This window comes from Ponticoccus litoralis (assembly GCF_039769985.1).
GTDB classification, from domain to species: domain Bacteria; phylum Pseudomonadota; class Alphaproteobacteria; order Rhodobacterales; family Rhodobacteraceae; genus Ponticoccus; species Ponticoccus litoralis.
Map to the genome: position 1 here is coordinate 938,371 of NZ_JBDNCH010000002.1, position 15,931 is coordinate 954,301.

The window sequence follows — 15,931 nt, forward strand, 5'->3', positions numbered from 1 at the left end:
CCGGGTGACGGTCTGCCTAGACCACGCGCATCAAACCTGCGCCCCCGGCATTCTCGAAAAGACCCGGACACAGCTCCACCATGTCCGACCCGTGATCCTGCAACAGCACCGACACCCCGCAGGCGTCGCACCACGCCCGCGCCGCAACCGGCGACGAGCGGCGCCGCGTCACCGGCCCCGACAGCCGGGCCCGCGCCCCGGACACCCCGAGGCCCATCTGCACACCGCCTGCACAGCGCGCCGCCGAGGCATCGGCCTGCCGTCACGCTCATGTCGCGCCTCCGTAAAGCGCCAGCGTCTCGGCCCGGCTCAGCCTCGGGTGGTCGCCCGCAAGCCTCCAGCACTCCGGCTTCTGATCCGCGAAGATCTCGCGCTCCAGCACCAGCCCCCCGGCGTCGTCCAGCAGCCCGACCGGCACCTCGTAATCGCCCGCGCCGTCGACACCCCTGTCATAGCGATACCACAGCGCCGAGCCGCATTTCCCGCAGAAGCTACGCGACGCCCAGTCCGACGATCGCAGGCTGCGGATGTGCTCCGCCCCCGCGACGCGCATCGCCGCCTCGGGCACGGTGACGGCGAACATGGCAGAGCCCAGCCAGCGCCGGCACTGCGCGCAGTGGCAGACACCGAAACCACCCGTCTGCGCCGCCTCGAAAGAGACCGCCCCGCAAAGACAATGCCCCCGCCGCACGGTCATGCCCCGCCTCCGACAGCAAACACCCCTGTGTTTCTTCTTGGTCCAAATACCTCTGCAAGACCGGCAACGCGCGACTCGACCGCAAACCCGGCGCTCATCCCGTCGCAACCGCGCGGCAGCCCGGCGATCCCGCCGCCGCTGCGCGGGATGACGGCGCAGACCTTCCCCCTGACCGCGTTCAAGGCGCGCGGGCCGCGGGTCTCCGCATCGGGCCGCAGACTGCGCCTCCGGTCCGGCTCTGCCACGGGGCCGCTTTCGACCCGCCGCGCATCGCCGTCGATACGGCCGCCCCCGGCGCCCGAGCCGGGAACCGAGCCCTGAATCCTGCGCTGATCCGGGTCCACGGTGGGGCAGCTGTCGCGGTTCTGCGTGGTCAGATAGACCGCGCAGCCCGCGGGCGGCTCGAAAAGCGCCCCGGCCCGCGCGGGTGCCGCCGCGCCACAGGCCGTCGCGGCGATCGTCAGACCGCCCGCCAGACCCGCGATGGCATTCCCCGTTCTCACCCTTAAACCCTCCAGGGGCCGGCACCGCCGACCCGGTCGATCCCTGTTGCGTTGCCCGTTCCACCGGCCGGGCCCGGCGCCGATTGCCTGCACGCAGACCGCCGCGCCGGGACCGGCTGTCGCGTCACTCCGCCGCGATGGCGGCGGCGCGGCTGTTCAGATCGCCCAGGATCGCCTCGGCGCAGTCGCGCCCGTCGCGGATCGCCCAGACCACCGGGGATGCGCCGCGCACGATGTCGCCCACCGCGTAGACGCCTTCCAGCGCGGTGCGCCCGCTGGTGAACTGCGCCTTCACGGTGCCCCAGCGCGTGACCTCCAGCTCGGGGCAGCCCCAGAGCGTCGGCAGCTCTTCGGGCTCGAACCCCAGCGCCTTGATCACCAGGTCGGCGGGCTCGTCGTAATCCGCCCCCTCGATCACCTCGGGCGACTGGCGTCCGCTGGCATCGGGCAGGCCAAGGCGCATCTTCTGCACGATCACCGAACCTACGGCGTCAGTCTCGCCGGACCTGAAGCCCGCCGGCGCGGTCAGCCATTCGAACTGCACGCCTTCTTCCTCGGCATTCTGCACCTCGCGCTGCGATCCCGGCATGTTTGCCCGGTCGCGGCGGTACAGGCATTTGACGCTCTCGGCGCCCTGCCGGATCGCGGTGCGCACGCAGTCCATCGCCGTGTCGCCGCCGCCGATCACCACGACCTTCTTGCCCTTGGCGTTCAGCTCGCCGCTGTCGTACTCGGCCACGGTATCGCCGAAGTTGGCGACCCGGTTCGAGGCGGTCAGGTAGTCGATGGCCTTGACGATGCCCTTGGCCCCCGCGCCCGGTCCGCCCAGATCGCGGCTCTTGTAGACGCCGGTGGCGATGATGACCGCGTCATGCTGCGCGCGGATCTCATCGAAGGACATGTCCTCGCCCACCCGGCAGTTCAGGACGAAGCGCACGCCGCCCGCCTCAAGCTGCTGGTTGCGGCGCATGACCACCTCTTTCTCCAGCTTGAAGCCGGGAATGCCATAGGTCAGCAGCCCGCCCGAGCGGTCGTGGCGGTCGTAGACCGTCACCTGCACCCCGGCCCGGCGCAGCATGTCGGCGGCGGCCAGGCCGCCCGGCCCGGCACCGATGATGCCGACGCTTTCCTTGCGCTCGATCTCGGGGGCGGCGGGCGTCACCCAGCCCTCTTCCCAGGCCGTATCGGTGATGTATTTCTCGACAGAGCCGATGGTCACGGTGCCATGGCCCGACTGCTCGATCACGCAATTGCCTTCGCACAGGCGGTCCTGCGGGCAGATGCGTACCGCAGATCTCGGGGAAGGTATTGGTGGCCTGGCTGATCTCATAGGCCTCCTTCAGACGGCCCGTGGCGGTCAGGTTCAGCCAGTCGGGGATGTTGTTGTGCAGCGGGCAGTGGCTCTGGCAATAGGGCACGCCGCATTGCGAACACCGCGATGCCTGTTCCCTGGCCTTCTGGTCGGCATATTCGGCGTAAATTTCGGCAAAGTCCCGATTCCGGACATCAGCCTCGCGCTTTGCGGGCATCTCCCGCTGGGTCGTGACAAACTTAAGCATCGGCTGCTTTGCCATAGTACGTGCCTTTTCCAGAAATTGGGTGCGTCAAAGCTCCCGCTCCTGATACAGAAGCCGAAACTGAATTAAAAGTCACAACTATTGACCTATATGCAGAAAAATACGGCCCCGCCCACCTCCGATCCACGCCCGGCACCCAAAATTAGGTCCGATCATATACCTAATTCGTTTCTTTCCAATCCGGAACATGGGGTTATACCCGGCAGGTGACCCCAAACCGGATGGCCCCAATGCCCCTCACCCAGCTCCTGATTCTCGCGCTCATCCAGGGCGTTACGGAATTCCTGCCGGTCTCCTCCTCGGGGCACCTGATTCTCCTGCCCTCGCTGACCGGCATGCAGGATCAGGGGCAGGTGATCGACGTCGCCGTGCACCTCGGCACGCTTTTCGCGGTGATTCTCTACTTCCGCCGCGATGTGGCACTGGCCGCCTCGGGCACGCTGCGCCTGCTGACCGGGCGCCGCGACACGCCGGGCGCCGAACTGGCCTTCCTGCTGCTGATGGCCACCATCCCGGTGATCCTCGCGGGGCTGGCGCTGAAACTCACCGGGCTGGACGACGCCCTGCGCTCCGTCGCGGTGATCGGCTGGGCGATGCTGGGCTTCGGGCTGGTGCTGTGGTGGGCGGACAGCCGCAGCCCCACGGTCAAGACCGACGCGGACTGGAACCTGCGGGACGCGATCACCATGGGCCTGTGGCAGGCGGTGGCGCTGATCCCGGGCGCCTCGCGGTCGGGCATCACCATCACGGCGGCGCGGCGGCTGGGCTACACGCGCCAGGACGGCGCCAAGCTGGCCATGCTGATGTCGATCCCGACGATCATCGCCTCCGGCACCCTGCTGGGCCTCGAGGTCGCATCCACCGCCGATGCCGCCGCCGCCCGCGACGGCGCGATCGCCGCCGCCTTTGCCTTTGTCGCGGCCCTCGGCGCGCTGACGCTGATGATGCGCCTGCTGCAGTCCGTCAGCTTCACGCCCTACGTGATCTACCGGGTCATCCTGGGCGCGGTCCTGCTCTGGATCGCCTACAGCTGACCCGCCCTTCTCTGGTCCGAAAATACCTCGGGGAGGCCGCAGGCCGGGGGCAGAGCCCCCAGCCCCGCCGCAACCGGCCATCACGCCCGGTGGTAAGGCGCCCCCGCAAGGATCGACGCGGCACGATACAGCTGTTCCGTCAGCATCACCCGCACCAGCATATGCGGCCAGACCATCTCTCCGAAGCTCAGCGCGAAATCCGCCTCGGCGCGCAGGGCGGGGTCGATCCCGTCCGCGCCGCCGATCACGAAGGCCAGGTCCTGCGTCCCGGTATCGCGCCAGTCCGCCAGCCTTTCGGCAAAGGCCGGGGAGCCCATCACCCGCCCGCGCTCGTCCATCACGCAAAGCCGCGCGCCCGTGGGCAGGGCGCGGCGCAGCAGCACGGCTTCCCCGGCCATGCCACCGCCCTTGCGGTCGTCCACTTCATGCACCGTCACCGGGCCCAGCCCCATGGCCCGCCCGCTGCGGTCGAATCGCTTGATGTAGTCTGAAACAAGCGCGTGTTCGGGACCGGCCTTCAGCCGGCCCACAACGCAAAGATGCACCCGCATGGCCCGTCGTCAGGCCCCGGTCGCGGCCCCCACGGGCTGCCACATCTTTTCCAACTGGTAGAACTCGCGCACTTCGGGGCGGAAGACATGGACGACCACGTCGCCCGCGTCGATCAGCACCCAGTCGCCGGTGTCGCGGCCCTCGGTCTGGCTGAGGATGCCGTATTCCGCCTTGAGCGTATCGGCCAGTTTCTCCGCCAGCGCGCTAACCTGCCGCGACGAGCGGCCGGAGCAGATCACCATGTGATCGCAGACAGAGGATTTGCCGCGCAGGTCGATCTGCACGATATCCTCGGCCTTGTTGTCGGAGAGCAGGGTAAGAACCCCGGCAAGCAGGGCTTCGCCATCGGGTTTGCTGGAGGTCACGGCACCCATCGCCGCACCTTGTGCTGCGGCTTCCGCCGCATATGCCGTCGCAGACAGGACATAGTCCTCCTATATTGCTCGCGCCGTGCCACACCCCGGCGCCGGGTGTGACTCTGATATAACACCTGCGCTGCGGATTCTCAACGCAGCGGGCGCAGCCCGCGATCCAGAAACCACTCCCTGCCGCGCCAAGCTGTCACGGCGGCGGCGAAACGGGCCACATGCGCCCTCCAGACGCGCGATCTGCGCGGGGGATTCACCCCTGCCGTCAGGGCAGGGCATGGCCCTGCAGGGCGAGATAGGCGACAAACAGCAGCCAGAGACAGGCCAGCAGCCCGACCGCATTGGCCACACGCCCGGTCTTGCGGTGCAGTTTCGCGTAATCCGCCATCTCGGGCGATGCGGCGCCGCCCTCGGGCGGCAGGTAATCCGGCTCTGGCCCCAGCAGGCGCCGCAGCTTCGTCGGAAGATCCCCTACCGCGCGCTTCAGACGCTTGCGCCGCCACGACTGCGCGCCGATCCACAGCGCGATCGACGGGGCGAACAGGACCATTGCAGGACTGGCCATTCAGGGGCTCTCCTTGTGTTGCATCTTGGCACCGATCCCGCCCTGCCCCGGATCGCCGCCCTGCCGCCGAACGGCGGACGACGGGCGGCGGCGCCCGGCCAGCATGCCGGGCGCAGGGATCATGAGGCCCGGATCGGGCGGACAACCGGGAATCTGGCGCCCGGGGCCCGCGTTTTCAACCCGCCCGATGCGGCATTTCCGCCGCGTCGAGCGCGGCGGTCAGAGCCTCGTCGGGCACCGTGTTCTCGTTGACCTCGGTGCGGCTCTGCGACTTCCACCCGTTGGTGATGGCCCGGCAGTGATAGAACCATGCGCCGTCGGCGCGAAAGCGCCACGGAAGGGGCAGCCCTTCCAGTTCATGCGGGCGCCACTGCAGCCGCCCCAGCGGACCCTCCGGCACGATGCACCATTTCGACGGGCAGGGCCGCGCCGGGCTGTCCGCATGGGTGTGGCGGGCATGCCATGACCAGCCCTGCGAGCCCGGCGCCGGATGCACCCAGCGGCCCGGGAACTGCACGAAACCGCGCGACGAGCCGGCGGCGAGGTCGAAGACCGTCCGGCCCGGGGTCATCACCAGCTCGTCGATGTCGCAGTTCAGCACCGCCCGCGCCTGCTTCAGGAAGCGCAGGCGCAGCACGTTCATCACCCCGGTCTGCAGGAACAGCTCGGCATTGACGAAGGGCGGCTTGCCGCGCGGCCCGTACCGCAGCGGGGTCGACAGGATCACCGACCGCGAAAGGCCCGCGCGCTCCAGCGCCGGGCGGATTGCCTCGGGTCCGTATTCCGCCGACCCGTTGTCGACGAAAAGGCAGGCCTGAGCCCCGTGGTGGCGCACATGGAACCGCGCCCAATCCTCGATCCACGCGGGATCGTTGTCCTTGGACAGGGTCATCAGCACGTTCAGGCCCGCGAAACCGGCGGTCTGCGGCCCGTGAACCCCGGTCTCTCCGACCCAGTCGCCGATCCGGACGGAAACCCTGTCCGGTCGGACCGGGGCCTTCAGCGCGATCAGCGTATGACGGTAGTAGCGGCGCAGGCGGGCGCGCACGGGCCTGCCGTCCAGCGCAAAGGCGGCGCGTGACACCGGGGCCCGCAGGGTGTTGAGCCGGGGGCAGACAAGGACCACCTCGTGACCGGTCCAGACCGCGTCCAGCCACAGCGTCGTGGCGTCGAAGCGGTCCGCGTAGCCCTTGGCACGCTTGTCCGGAGGCACCCGCGGTTGCCGCGCCAGCCCGCTGCCCTCAAGGCTCAAGGTCGCAAAATCGCCCACGGCTGTCCCTGCCCGGTGCCCTTGCCTGCTGGGTAACGCAGCCGGTCGACCGGGTAAAGCGCCGGTTCACGGCACCGCGCCTGCGATCCGGGCGGCTTCGCGAAACCCGCACGCGCACCGGTCGCGAGAGGCGCATCGATGGCCGGGGATGCCACAGGGCGCGGCGTCCTGCGGGGAGCGGAAGAGAGACGCCTTCCGCCCGGCCTGAGGGCGGTCAGCGCGGCCGGCCCGAGGCCCGCCGGGCTGAGCGGTTGCGGGTCGCTGATGCCTCCCGACCGGCGCGGCGCGGTTTGGAGCGTGGCGCTTCGTCTTCACCCGGGACGGGGGCGGAGCGGTCGCGGGGGGCCCTGCCCCCGGCCTGCGGCCTCCCCCGAGGTATTTTGAGGACCAAAGAAGACGGCAGAACCGGCAGCGCCCGCCGCGTCGGCCTGTTCCGGAGGGACTCGAAAGAGAACAAAAAGTGAACTATGCTTCCGGGCATGTTCGCCGAGCTCTGCATCACCTCGAATTTCACCTTTCTCACCGGGGCCTCGCATCCCGAGGAGTTCATGGAACGGGCCGCCTTCTGCGGAATCGGGGCCATTGCCATCGCCGACCGCAATTCCGTCGCCGGCATCGTGCGGGCCTTTTCGCAGGCAAGGGAGATTCGCCACCAGGTGGCCGAGCGCGCGCGGGAAGAGGCGCGCACCGGGCCCATGGGGCCGGTGGCGCCCGAAGGCGCCCTGCCTGCGCCCTCGCTGGACATTTGCCATGTGCCGCGGCTGATCCCCGCCGCGCGGCTGGTCTTTGCCGAGGGGGTGGAGATGACCGCCCTGGCCGCCTCGCGCGCGGGCTGGGCGCTGTTGTGCCGGATGATCAGCACCGGGCGGCAGCGGGCGGCGAAGGGGGAATGCCTGCTGCACCTGGCGGATCTGCCGGACGATCCCGGGGGGCTGCGGCTGATCCTGCACCCGCCGGGCGCGGTGCGGCAGGGCTGGCTGACCGAGGTCCGGGCCTTGCTGGCGCGCCTGCGGGTGCGCCCGCATCTGGCCATGGCGCCGCGCTACGACGGGCGCGACGGGGCCCGGCTGGACCGGCAGGCGGCACTGGCGGAGCGGCTGGGGCTTGAGACGCTGGCCAGTGCCGAGCCGCTGATGCACCACGGGCGGCGGCGGCGGCTGGCGGATGTCATGACCGCGATCCGCACCGGGCGGCGGGTGGATCACCTTGGCCGCGACGCCCTGCCCAATGCCGAGCGGCGGATGCGGTCGGAGGATGAGATGCGGCGGCTGTTCGCGGCCCATGAGGGCGCCGTCGACCGGGCGGCGGCGCTGGCCCGGGACTGCCGTTTCGACCTTGGGTCGCTGCGCTACGAGTACCCCTCGGAGATCGCCGAGGGCGAGACACCCACGGACCGGCTGCGGCGGCTGGCGCTGGAGGGGCTGGGCTGGCGCTACCCGCAGGGCGCGCCCGAGAGCGTGCGGACCCTGCTGGAGCATGAGCTGACCCTGATCGCCAAGCTGCGCTACGAGCCCTATTTCCTGACCGTGCGCGATATCGTGGCCTTTGCGCGCAGCCGCGACATCCTCTGCCGAGGGCGCGGGTCGGCGGCGAATTCCGTGGTGTGCTACTGTCTGGGCGTGACCTCTGTCAGCCCCGAGATCGGCACCATGGTCTTCGAGCGCTTCGTGTCCGAGGCCCGCGACGAGCCGCCCGACATCGACGTGGATTTCGAGCACGAGCGCCGCGAAGAGGTGATCCAGCATATCTACCGGACCTACGGGCGGCATCGCGCCGGCCTCTGCGCCACTGTCATCCACTACCGCGGCAAGCGCGCGATCCGCGAGGTCGGCGCGGCCATGGGCCTGTCGCGCGACACCATCGGGGCGCTTTCCTCGCAGCTTTGGGGGTTCTTCTCGACCCATGGGGTCGAGGCGGAGCGGATGCGCGAGATCGGGCTGGACCCGACCGACCGCAGGCTGGCGCAGACGCTGGAGCTGGTGCAGGAGATCCAGTGGCTTTCCGCGCCACCTGTCGCAGCACGTCGGCGGCTTCATCGTGACCGAGGGGCGGCTGGACGAGCTTGTGCCGATCGAGAACGCCGCGATGGAAGACCGCACGGTGATCTGCTGGGACAAGGACGACATCGACGCGCTGGGGATCCTGAAGGTCGACGTGCTGAGCCTTGGCATGCTGACCTGCATCCGCAAGGCCTTCGAGCTGATCGCATCCGAGCACAACGAGCGGCATACGCTGGCCACGCTGCCGCCCGAGGATCCGCGCGTCTACGACATGCTGTGCCGCGCCGACAGCATCGGCGTCTTCCAGGTGGAAAGCCGGGCGCAGATGAATTTCCTGCCCCGGATGCGGCCACGCTGCTTCTACGACCTGGTGATCGAGGTGGCGATCATCCGGCCCGGCCCCATCCAGTGGCGACATGGTGCATCCCTATATCCGGCGGCGCAACGGCGAGGAGCAGGTGTCCTTCCCCTCGGACGCGCTGGGGCGGGTTCTGGGCAAGACGCTGGGCGTGCCGCTGTTCCAGGAGCAGGCGATGCAGATCGCCATCACCGGGGCGGGGTTCTCGCCGGACGAGGCGGACCGGCTGCGGCGCTCGCTGGCGACCTTCAAGAAACACGGCAGCGTGTCAGAGTTTCGCGGACGGTTCCTGCGCGGCATGGCGCGCAACGGCTACGAGGCAGAGTTTGCCGAGCGCTGTTTTTCCCAGATCGAGGGCTTCGGATCCTATGGTTTCCCCGAGAGCCATGCGGCAAGCTTCGCGCTTCTGGTCTATGCCTCGGCCTGGATCAAGTGCCACCACCCGGCGATCTTCGCCTGCGCGCTGCTGAACGCCCAGCCCATGGGCTTCTACGCACCCGCGCAAATCGTGCGGGACGCGCGTGAGCACGGGGTGACGGTGCTGCCCGTCGACGTGAACGCCAGCTACTGGGACAATACGATCGAACGCGACGGCTGCGGAGCGCTGGCGCTGCGGCTGGGGTTCCGGCAGGTGCGCGGGCTGACAGAAGAAGACATGCAGTGGCTGACCGCCGCGCGCGGCAACGGCTACCGGTCGGTGCGGGACGTCTGGCGGCGGGCCGGGCTGGGGCCTGCGGTGCTGTCGCGGCTGGCCGAAGCCGATGTCTTTGCCACGCTGGCGCTGACCCGGCGCGCCGCCCTGTGGGAGGCCGGGGCACTGGCGCCGGGGCCGGACCTGCCGCTGTTTGCCCGCGACATGGACGGCGAGGCGATTGCCGAGGCGCTGGCCGCGCTGCCCGCGATGACCCCCGGCGAGGAGGTGGTGGAGGATTACGTCGCCATGCGGCTGTCCCTGCGCGCGCATCCGGTGGCCCTGCTGCGGCATCTACTGACGCCGGTTGAGGGGGCGGAGGGGGCGTCATGCCAAAGGCATGCAGACAACATGCCCCCGCTGCTGCGCAGCCCCCGGGATATTTCCGGACAGAAGAAACGGGGGGCGGTGCCGATCCGGCGGGGGCGCGGGCCGATCTTGCCAGCGGGCACGGGCGGCATCCGCGCGACTGGCCCGCGCCGGTCCCGCGGATGAGGGGCACTCACAAGGGCGGTCGCCTGCGGAGTTGAGTGCCGCTTGTGCCGGAGCGGGCGGTGGATCACTCTGGCGTATCGGAGGAAGGAAACCATGATCGCCATCATCTTCGAAGTGACCCCGGCGGAGGGACGCAAGCAGGCCTATCTCGACATCGCCGCCACCATGCGGCCCCTCGTGGAACAGGTGGAGGGCTTCATCTCGGTCGAGCGGTTCCAGAGCCTGACGAACCCGGACAAGCTGCTGTCGATCAGCTTCTTCGAGGACGAGGCGGCGGTCGACCGCTGGCGCCAGCTGGAAAAGCACCGCGCGGCGCAGGAGGCCGGGCGCGGCGGGCTGTTCGCCGGATACCGGCTGCGGGTGGCGCATGTGCTGCGCGATTACGGCAAGGAGGATCGGGCGCAGGCCCCCGAGGACAGCCGCGCGCGGCACGGCGGCTGAAGGGAATGCCGATTGTCCGGGAAAGACGGTATTTTCGGAAAGAGTCCGCGCAGCCATGGGCCCCGCGCAAAGACCGGGTCCGATGACGCCCAGCCCGGACCGCCCAAGGCGGGCCACAGGGCTGACGGAAGCGGAAACGCCCCTGTTTCGGGGTCGGCCCGAAAGGCGGTCCCTCCCCCGGCGTCGCGGGGGGAGGACAGGAGGGGGGCCGGGGCATCCGGCGTCCGTCAGGCACCCCGTTGAGGGCATCCGCACCGGGATCCCGAGGGCGGGTGGGGCAGGACCTGCCTGCCCGGCCCCCGTGGCGTCAGACGCCTGCCTTGACGATGGCCTCGGCGAGGATCGGCACGGTGCTCTGGTTCAGCCCGGCGATGTTCATCCGCGAATCGCCCACCATGTAGACGCCGAAATCGTCGCGCATCTTCTGCACCTGTTCGGGCGTGGCGCCGATGCGCGAGAACATGCCCCGGTGCTGCGCGATGAAGCCGAAGCGGTCGGAGCCCGACAGCCGCTGCAGCTCGCTCGCCAGCTGCGCGCGCAGGCCCAGCATGCTGTTGCGGACCTCTTCCAGCTCTGCCGCCCAGTCGGCGCGCAGGGCCTCGTCGGTCAGCACCATGGTCACCAGCCGAGCGCCGTGGTCCGGCGGGAACGAGAAGTTCTGCCGGTTCAGGTAGTTCAGCGTGCCCTGGTTCAGCTTTTGCTTCGCCGGGTCCTGCGCCACGGCCATCAGAAGGCCCGTGCGCTCGCGGTAGATGCCGAAGTTCTTGGAACAGGAGGCCGCGATCAGGCACTCGGGCACCGAGGATGCAACCAGCCGCACCGCCTGCGCGTCTTCCTCGAGCCCGTCGCCAAAGCCCTGGTAGGCGATATCGACCATGGGCACCGCGCCCTTGGCCAGCAGCAGGTCGACCAGCGCCTGCCACTGGGTCATGTTCAGGTTGGCCCCCGTCGGGTTGTGGCAGCAGCCATGCACCAGCACCACGTCACCGGCCTTCACCGCGTCGAGATCCGCCATCATGCCGTCGAAGTCGACGCCGCGCGTCTCGTCGTCGAAATAGCGGTAGGGCACGGTCTCGATCTGCATGTGCTTGAGGATCGACAGGTGGTTCGGCCAGGTCGGATCGCTGACGAAGACCCGTGCGGCGGGATTCGCCATGCGGATCATGTCGAAGGCCTGCCGCACCGCGCCGGTGCCGCCCGGCGTCGCCGCCGCCGCGACCTCGCTCCGCGGCACCGCATCGCCCAGCACCAGCGACACCATGGCATCGCCATAGGCCGGATCGCCCGCAAGCCCGGTATAGGCCTTGGTCTGCTCGGCTTCCCACAGCTGCTTTTCCGCCGCCTTCACCGCGCGCATGATCGGGGTATTGCCGCTGGCATCCTTGTAGACGCCGACGCCAAGGTCGATCTTGTTCTCGCGCGGATCCTCCTTGTACAGCTGCATCAGCTGCAGGATCTTGTCGGCGGGTTGCTCCTTGAGCGTCTCGAACATCAGTCTTCTCCGGTTGCGACGGGCAGCGTCGGGAAGGCACCCCATTCCGCCCAGGACCCGTCATAAAGCGAGTGGTCACCCTTGCCCATGACCTCGAGCGCGAGGCTGAGCACGGCGGCGGTCACGCCCGACCCACATGTGGTGATGACCGGCTTCGACAAGTCCACGCCGGCCGCCTCGAAGGTGCCGCGCAGCGCCTCCGCATCCTTCATCGTGCCGTCCTCGGCCAGAACGGCGCGGTAGGGCACATTCTTCGAGCCGGGGATATGGCCGGGCCGCAGGCCCTCGCGCGGTTCCGGCGCCTCGCCACGGAAGCGCGGGGCAGAGCGGGCATCCACCACCTCGGTATCCTTCAGCTTCACCGCGGCGGAGACCTGCGTGACGTCGCGCACCAGATGGGCCTGGCGCCGCGCCGTCATGTGGCGGTCGCGGATCATCGGCGGCAGGTCCTCGACCGGGCGGCCCTCGGCCTGCCACTTCGGCAAACCGCCGTCCAGCACGGCCACGCTGTCCTGCCCCATCAGGCGGAACAGCCACCAGACGCGCGCCGCCGAAAACAGGCCGGCGCCGTCGTAGATCACCACCTGATGGCCGTCACCGACACCCAGGGCGCGCATGCGGCTCATGAACTTTTCCGGTGCCGGGGCCATGTGCGGCAGGTCCGAGCGCGCGTCCGACACGTCGTCGATATCGAAGAACCGCGCGCCGGGAATATGCGCGGCGGCATATTCGGCGCGCCCGTCCCGGCCCATGTCGGGCAGGTACCAGCTGGCATCGAGGATGCGCAGGTCGGGATCGTTCAGGTGTTTCTCCAGCCAGCCGGTCGAGACCAGCGTCTTGGGATCGTCCACAGCAGCCATGCCGCCCCCCGTCTTGTCAGCTTGGCCTTGCCTAGCCACAGACGCGGCCCGTTGCAAGCATCAGCCTCCGGCCCCGCCATTCGCGGCACCCCCGGCAAGGGGCAGCGCGCAACAGCCCGGCGCCGCCGCGCCGGTTTCAGCCGCGCTCTTTCAGCAGACGCTGCTTCTGGCGGCTCCAGTCGCGCTTGGCCTCGGTCTCGCGCTTGTCGTGGTTTTTCTTGCCCTTGGCGATGCCGATCTTCAGCTTCGCGATGCCCTTGTGGTTGAAATACAGCACCAGCGGCACCAGCGTCATGCCCTTGCGCTGGGTCTCGTTCCACAGCCGCGACAACTCGCGCTTGGAGCACAGCAGCTTGCGCCGCCGCCGCTCTTCATGGCCGAACATGGCGCGCTCGTAGGGGGCGATGTAGGAATTCACCAGCCACAACTCGCCATCCTCGACCGCCGCGTAGCTTTCGGCGACATTCGAGGTGTTCTCGCGCAGCGACTTCACCTCGGAGCCGGTCAGGATGATCCCGCATTCGAGATCCTCTTCGATGGCATAATCGAAGCGCGCGCGCCGGTTCTCGGCGATCACCTTGTAGTTCGGGTTGCTGTCGGGTTTCTTGGCCATGGCACGCCTAGATAGGGTCTCGCGGCCCTTCTGTCCACGGGGTGCGATGCAAATCCTGCCCGGGCAGGCGCCCGCACAGCATCAGACCGCGTCCTGGCCCCTCTGACAGGCCAGCCAGCCCCCGGCCACAGGGCCGCGCGCCCCACGGCCCTTCCCCGGCAGGCCCGCACCCCCGCGCCCCCAGGAAACCAGCCGCACGCCCCAAAAGGCGCCGCAGACCCGCCCCCCTCATCCCGCAAATCGGTACCGAGCCTGTCCCAAAAACGCCCCGCCCCCTCTTCTTTGGTCTTCAAATACCTTGGAGGGGTCTGGGGAGGCGAAGCCTCCCCAGCCGGTCGCCTGCCAAAGGCAGGCGAAACACCCTAGCCGCGGGCCTCCGCACAGGCCCCGGCACGGAAAACGCCCGCCTCCGTTTCCGAAGACGGGCGCCCTGTCCCTCGTACGAGGTAAGTCGCTTCTCGTTGGCCGCGGGGGATAGACCGGATCACCAGCGGATCCGGCTCGTCGCGGCTTAGCGGCGAATGCCGAGGCGCTTGATGAGATCCTGGTAGCGCGCTTCTTCCTTGCCCTTCAGGTAGTCCAGCAGCTTGCGGCGCTGAGCCACCAGCTTCAGAAGGCCACGACGCGAGTGGTTGTCCTTCTTGTGGGTCTTGAAGTGTTCGGTCAGCGTGCTGATGCGCGACGTCAGGATGGCCACCTGCACTTCGGGCGAACCGGTGTCGCCTTCCTTGGTGGCATATTCTTTCATCAGGCGGTTTTTTTCTTCGACCGTGATCGACATCGGGGGCTCCTTTCGGATCGAGGGTTATGGCGCAAGCCGGGATGTCGTCCAGCAAGGCCCGTGGAGAGTATCCGCATCGCGCGGATGTGCCTCTCTACGCGATTCCCTTCGGGATGGGAAGGGCCAGCCGCCCCGGCCCCGGCAAGGCGTCACGGGCCCGGTCAGCCAAAGGCGATCTGGCCCGCCACGCTTTCCCCGACCAGCACGATGGCGTCCAGCCCCGGCGCAACCGCCGTCGGCAGGGTCGAAATCACGACGCCGTCCAGCACGATCTCCGTCGTCTCGGGATCCTCCGCGCTGATGCGCAGCGACAGCTGCGGGTCGGCGGCCTCGTCGCTGTCGTCGAAGACCACCATGATCTGGTCCTCCGCCGCGTCATAGTCCAGCAGGCTGGATGCGGCGGAGGTGATCCAGTCCCCCAGCAGCAGCCGATCCGCACCCGCGCCGCCCTGCAGCATGTCGCCATTGCCGCCCACCAGCGTATCGGCCCCGTCGCCGCCGTTCAGGAAGTCGCCCTCGTCCGTATCGGCCCCCGTCTCGTCCGGCATGGCGCCGACGATAACGTCGTCGCCCCAGCCGCCAAAGAGCGTGTCCACCCCGGCCCCGCCCTCCAGCGTATCACCGCCCTCACGGCCCAAGAGGGCATCGGCGCCCGCGTCGCCCAGCATCAGGTCGTTGCCCAGACCGCCGACAAGGCTGTCGACGCCGGGGCCGCCCATCAGGATATCGTCGCCGTCATGGCCGTAGAGTTCGTCGTTGTCCTCGCCGCCGTCGAGGCTGTCGTTTCCGCCTTCGCCGTGGATGGTGTCGTCGCTCCAGTCGCCCTGAAGCGTATCGTCGCCCGCTCCGCCCAGCAGGTCGTCGCCGCCGCCCAGCCCGTCGAGGCTGTCGTTGCCCGCGCCGCCGGATATGCGGTCGTCGAATTCCGTGCCAGAGAGGGTTTCGTCATCCGCGTCACCCTCGGTGGTGACGCCAAGCCGGGCCAGCAGCGACCCGGCCTCCTCACCGTCCCCGTCGTCCCCCGCCTCGAACCACGCCCGGCCATCGCCCTGCGGCTGGTCGGTGCCCCCCTCGGCCTCCCCTTCGGCATCCCGCTCGGGCGCGGCGTCGGGATCGTCTTCCGGCAGGCCGGTGCTGACGATCGCGATCGATCCCAGCGCCATCATTCCAAGCAATCCAGTCAGAAACAGCATGGTTCCGCCCCATTCCCGTCCTCATGACAGGCCGCCACGACTATCCCAGACAGAGATTGACCGATCAAACGCTTTCAGCCTGAAAGGTTAACGGACCCGGGCCGTCACGGGCCGTTGATTTCCTCGATGATGGCCCGGGCGATCTCTCCGATGATCGGGATGAACTCGATCTGTCCGAGGATCAGCGCCACCACCGAGACCAGCGCCGTCGCCCCGACAACCGTGCCAAGGCCGAAGGCCAGTCCGCGCAGGAATTGCCACCACATCAGGCGCCAGACATTGTTGTGAACCCGCACCAGCCGGTGCGCATTGAAGGCGCCGACCTCGTCGGCCGGGCGACCCAGGTCCCTGTGCAGCCTGTCCAGATCCTCCTGCGGTCTATCCATCGCGCTGTTCTCCGGTGGTCCTTTCGCTAGCAGGAGGCCAGAACCGCAGGCCAAG

Annotated in this window: 14 protein-coding genes and 2 pseudogenes; 3 read left to right on the forward strand and 13 right to left on the reverse strand. The window is 68.9% G+C overall.

All coding sequences use genetic code 11. The features are described from left to right. Positions 1-16: 16 nt before the first annotated feature. The 3 genes and pseudogenes from ABFB10_RS05645 to ABFB10_RS05655 all read right to left on the reverse strand — a co-directional run bounded on the left by ABFB10_RS05645 (position 17) and on the right by ABFB10_RS05655 (position 2,774). Positions 17-217: a hypothetical protein gene (locus ABFB10_RS05645; protein WP_347165758.1), complete on the reverse strand. Its 201-nt coding sequence runs from the start codon at positions 215-217 to the stop codon at positions 17-19. 51 nt (positions 218-268) lie between these two features. Then, positions 269-697, reverse strand: coding sequence for a GFA family protein (locus ABFB10_RS05650; protein WP_347165759.1), 429 nt, complete (start codon positions 695-697; stop codon positions 269-271). Positions 698-1,324: 627 nt separating this feature from the next. Beyond that, a pseudogene (locus ABFB10_RS05655) lies at positions 1,325-2,774 on the reverse strand (NAD(P)-dependent oxidoreductase). A 233-nt stretch (positions 2,775-3,007) separates the two neighbouring features. On the opposite strand from ABFB10_RS05655, the gene ABFB10_RS05660 reads away from it, so the two are divergent. Further along, positions 3,008-3,811, forward strand: a complete 804-nt coding sequence (locus ABFB10_RS05660; protein ID WP_347165760.1) for an undecaprenyl-diphosphate phosphatase — start codon at positions 3,008-3,010, stop codon at positions 3,809-3,811. 80 nt (positions 3,812-3,891) lie between these two features. On the opposite strand, the gene rlmH is transcribed toward ABFB10_RS05660, so the two are convergent. The 4 genes from rlmH to ABFB10_RS05680 form a co-directional block, all read right to left on the reverse strand. Further along, the gene (rlmH, locus tag ABFB10_RS05665; RefSeq protein ID WP_347165761.1) at positions 3,892-4,362 is read right to left on the reverse strand and encodes a 23S rRNA (pseudouridine(1915)-N(3))-methyltransferase RlmH; all 471 of its coding nucleotides are present in this window, start codon (positions 4,360-4,362) and stop codon (positions 3,892-3,894) included. Between the two features lie 9 nt (positions 4,363-4,371). Next, entirely contained in the window at positions 4,372-4,737 is a 366-nt protein-coding gene (rsfS, locus tag ABFB10_RS05670; RefSeq protein WP_347165762.1) for a ribosome silencing factor, read from the reverse strand. A 259-nt stretch (positions 4,738-4,996) separates the two neighbouring features. Then, positions 4,997-5,296 (reverse strand): hypothetical protein, encoded by a 300-nt coding sequence (locus ABFB10_RS05675; protein ID WP_347165763.1) that lies wholly within the window; start codon positions 5,294-5,296, stop codon positions 4,997-4,999. A gap of 175 nt (positions 5,297-5,471) precedes the next feature. Next, positions 5,472-6,566 carry a hypothetical protein gene (locus ABFB10_RS05680; RefSeq protein WP_347165764.1) on the reverse strand — a complete coding sequence of 365 codons (1,095 nt, stop codon included), beginning with the start codon at positions 6,564-6,566 and terminating at the stop codon, positions 5,472-5,474. Positions 6,567-7,045: 479 nt separating this feature from the next. Between ABFB10_RS05680 and ABFB10_RS05685 the strand changes: the two are divergent. Next, positions 7,046-10,110: pseudogene (locus ABFB10_RS05685) on the forward strand (error-prone DNA polymerase). A gap of 93 nt (positions 10,111-10,203) precedes the next feature. After that, the gene (locus ABFB10_RS05690; RefSeq protein WP_347165765.1) at positions 10,204-10,551 is read left to right on the forward strand and encodes an antibiotic biosynthesis monooxygenase family protein; all 348 of its coding nucleotides are present in this window, start codon (positions 10,204-10,206) and stop codon (positions 10,549-10,551) included. A 307-nt stretch (positions 10,552-10,858) separates the two neighbouring features. On the opposite strand, the gene ABFB10_RS05695 is transcribed toward ABFB10_RS05690, so the two are convergent. The 6 genes from ABFB10_RS05695 to ABFB10_RS05720 all read right to left on the reverse strand — a co-directional run bounded on the left by ABFB10_RS05695 (position 10,859) and on the right by ABFB10_RS05720 (position 15,876). Then, a complete protein-coding gene (locus ABFB10_RS05695; protein WP_347165766.1) occupies positions 10,859-12,043 on the reverse strand; it encodes an amino acid aminotransferase in 1,185 nt (394 codons plus the stop codon). Next, on the reverse strand, positions 12,043-12,903 hold the full coding sequence (gene sseA / locus ABFB10_RS05700; protein WP_347165767.1) for a 3-mercaptopyruvate sulfurtransferase: 861 nt from the start codon (positions 12,901-12,903) through the stop codon (positions 12,043-12,045). The genes ABFB10_RS05695 and sseA overlap by 1 nt, the downstream gene beginning before the upstream one ends. A gap of 136 nt (positions 12,904-13,039) precedes the next feature. Beyond that, on the reverse strand, positions 13,040-13,516 hold the full coding sequence (smpB, locus tag ABFB10_RS05705; protein ID WP_206565721.1) for an SsrA-binding protein SmpB: 477 nt from the start codon (positions 13,514-13,516) through the stop codon (positions 13,040-13,042). A gap of 511 nt (positions 13,517-14,027) precedes the next feature. Next, positions 14,028-14,297, reverse strand: a complete 270-nt coding sequence (gene rpsO / locus ABFB10_RS05710; protein ID WP_147099053.1) for a 30S ribosomal protein S15 — start codon at positions 14,295-14,297, stop codon at positions 14,028-14,030. A gap of 161 nt (positions 14,298-14,458) precedes the next feature. Next, the gene (locus ABFB10_RS05715) at positions 14,459-15,463 is read right to left on the reverse strand and encodes a calcium-binding protein (protein ID WP_347165768.1); all 1,005 of its coding nucleotides are present in this window, start codon (positions 15,461-15,463) and stop codon (positions 14,459-14,461) included. Positions 15,464-15,594: 131 nt separating this feature from the next. Then, positions 15,595-15,876 (reverse strand): DUF5665 domain-containing protein, encoded by a 282-nt coding sequence (locus ABFB10_RS05720; protein ID WP_347165769.1) that lies wholly within the window; start codon positions 15,874-15,876, stop codon positions 15,595-15,597. Positions 15,877-15,931 lie beyond the last annotated feature (55 nt).

Coding starts and splice junctions, on each gene's coding strand:
- ABFB10_RS05675 (WP_347165763.1), bottom strand. CDS start 5,296: ATGGCCAGTCCTGCAATGGTCCTGTTCGCCCCGTCGATCGCGCTGTGG.
- ABFB10_RS05715 (WP_347165768.1), bottom strand. CDS start 15,463: ATGATGGCGCTGGGATCGATCGCGATCGTCAGCACCGGCCTGCCGGAA.
- ABFB10_RS05650 (WP_347165759.1), bottom strand. CDS start 697: ATGACCGTGCGGCGGGGGCATTGTCTTTGCGGGGCGGTCTCTTTCGAG.
- sseA (WP_347165767.1), bottom strand. CDS start 12,903: ATGGCTGCTGTGGACGATCCCAAGACGCTGGTCTCGACCGGCTGGCTG.
- ABFB10_RS05720 (WP_347165769.1), bottom strand. CDS start 15,876: ATGGATAGACCGCAGGAGGATCTGGACAGGCTGCACAGGGACCTGGGT.
- rsfS (WP_347165762.1), bottom strand. CDS start 4,737: ATGGGTGCCGTGACCTCCAGCAAACCCGATGGCGAAGCCCTGCTTGCC.
- smpB (WP_206565721.1), bottom strand. CDS start 13,516: ATGGCCAAGAAACCCGACAGCAACCCGAACTACAAGGTGATCGCCGAG.
- ABFB10_RS05645 (WP_347165758.1), bottom strand. CDS start 217: ATGGGCCTCGGGGTGTCCGGGGCGCGGGCCCGGCTGTCGGGGCCGGTG.
- rpsO (WP_147099053.1), bottom strand. CDS start 14,297: ATGTCGATCACGGTCGAAGAAAAAAACCGCCTGATGAAAGAATATGCC.
- ABFB10_RS05660 (WP_347165760.1), top strand. CDS start 3,008: ATGCCCCTCACCCAGCTCCTGATTCTCGCGCTCATCCAGGGCGTTACG.
- ABFB10_RS05690 (WP_347165765.1), top strand. CDS start 10,204: ATGATCGCCATCATCTTCGAAGTGACCCCGGCGGAGGGACGCAAGCAG.
- rlmH (WP_347165761.1), bottom strand. CDS start 4,362: ATGCGGGTGCATCTTTGCGTTGTGGGCCGGCTGAAGGCCGGTCCCGAA.
- ABFB10_RS05695 (WP_347165766.1), bottom strand. CDS start 12,043: ATGTTCGAGACGCTCAAGGAGCAACCCGCCGACAAGATCCTGCAGCTG.